At 42.2% G+C, this 1,396-nt stretch carries 1 protein-coding gene; it reads right to left on the bottom strand.

Going from position 1 to position 1,396, the window contains the following annotated elements:
- Positions 1-147 precede the first annotated feature (147 nt).
- A complete protein-coding gene (locus D4N35_RS17745; RefSeq protein ID WP_120076038.1) occupies positions 148-1,257 on the bottom strand; it encodes an IS4 family transposase in 1,110 nt (369 codons plus the stop codon).
- Between the last annotated feature and the right edge of the window lie 139 nt (positions 1,258-1,396).

Raw genomic sequence — 1,396 nt, 5'->3', positions numbered from 1 at the left:
CACTAGCGTTGCATAAATGCCGTTAGAATATTCCGTTAATATACTTTCATGAAAAAGTGCCAAAAAGGCAAAGCCTTAAGCAAAGGTGGCACTGTCCATTTGGTAAAAATATACAATTAAACAAAAGGGACGACGACAAGCGATAAGCTAAGTTTCTTCTTCAAAGCGCCGAATCCATACGAATGCGGGTTTCCAAATGGCTGCCTTTAGCCATCGGCTGATACGAAGTAGTGTTTTCTTACTATTCGTCTCCAACTGGATGAGCACATGCAGGCAATAGGTGATGAGCGCCAGGTAGATCTGGTTTTGTATCGCAGTTTCACTCATCCCATAGAAGTGTTTGATCTCTACATGTTGCTTGAGCCATTTGAAGAATAGCTCAATTGCCCAGCGCGAACGGTAGATTTCACTTATTTCGTCGGCTTCCAGATCAAACCGGTTGGTGATCAGCCGAAGGACATTCCCTTTGGAATCTACCACTTCTAACAGTCGAAAAAAGTTTTCCGCCCGGTTTTGAGTCGAACCGATAAGCACCATCTTATCCGACAAGACCGTGCTTCCCTCAGGCAGGGAGAAGGATTCCACTTCACGGATGACGGCATTCTTCTTCAGTCTGGATACGAAGAAATAGCCATCATCTGTCATGCGGTCAAAACGTTCATAGTCGACGTAGCCGCGGTCAAACACATACATGGCTTCCTTGTCATCCACGAGGACTTCCAGTTGGTTTCTGTCATGTTCTTTCGCTACCGTAATGACTGCCTTTTCGGGATAGACGGTGTCCTTATCCATGAATACAAGCCGTAAATGAAGCTTGACGCCTGCTTTGGTCTTCCGGAATTTTGCCCATTTGTAGTTCGTCAGATTAAGTGGAAGCGTACTTGAATCAATGATTTTTAGAGGCAAATTCCTTGTGCTGGGATGGCGATATTCTTGAATCTTTTTCACAAGATCCAGGAACAGCGTTGAAAGGATAGCCGGATCCAAGTTGTTATTCTTCCGAGAAAGTTGCGATGCACTGATAGATTCAAACCCCAGCGTTATTTGAAGGTCTTCATCTAGTAAAGCGTCACTGATTGCGTGCAGACTATTGAACTCGTGAAGCTGGGCAAACAGTAAGAGCTTGATATACGCTCCCGTCGTTAGTTTCTTTGTGTAATAATCCTGTTTAAGAAATTTAACTTGTTCATTAATTTTTTCCGTATTTATGGGTAAAACCCATTTACCAAATGATGAAAGTAGTGTATTCTTGTCCATAGCTGAAGTCCTTTACTTTGGATTTGGACAGGAACCACCTGACCTCTCCATTGTAAAGGATTTTTTGTTGTCTAAACTGGTAATTATTGAATGTTTTTAGTATTTTGAATTGCTAATTTCAATTAATGCAATGCTAGTG

The organism is Siminovitchia fortis, from assembly GCF_003605365.2.
GTDB classification, from domain to species: Bacteria; Bacillota; Bacilli; order Bacillales; family Bacillaceae_C; genus Siminovitchia; species Siminovitchia fortis.
Note: the sequence above shows the minus strand (reverse complement) of the source record. Positions and strands in the feature narration are given on the sequence as shown.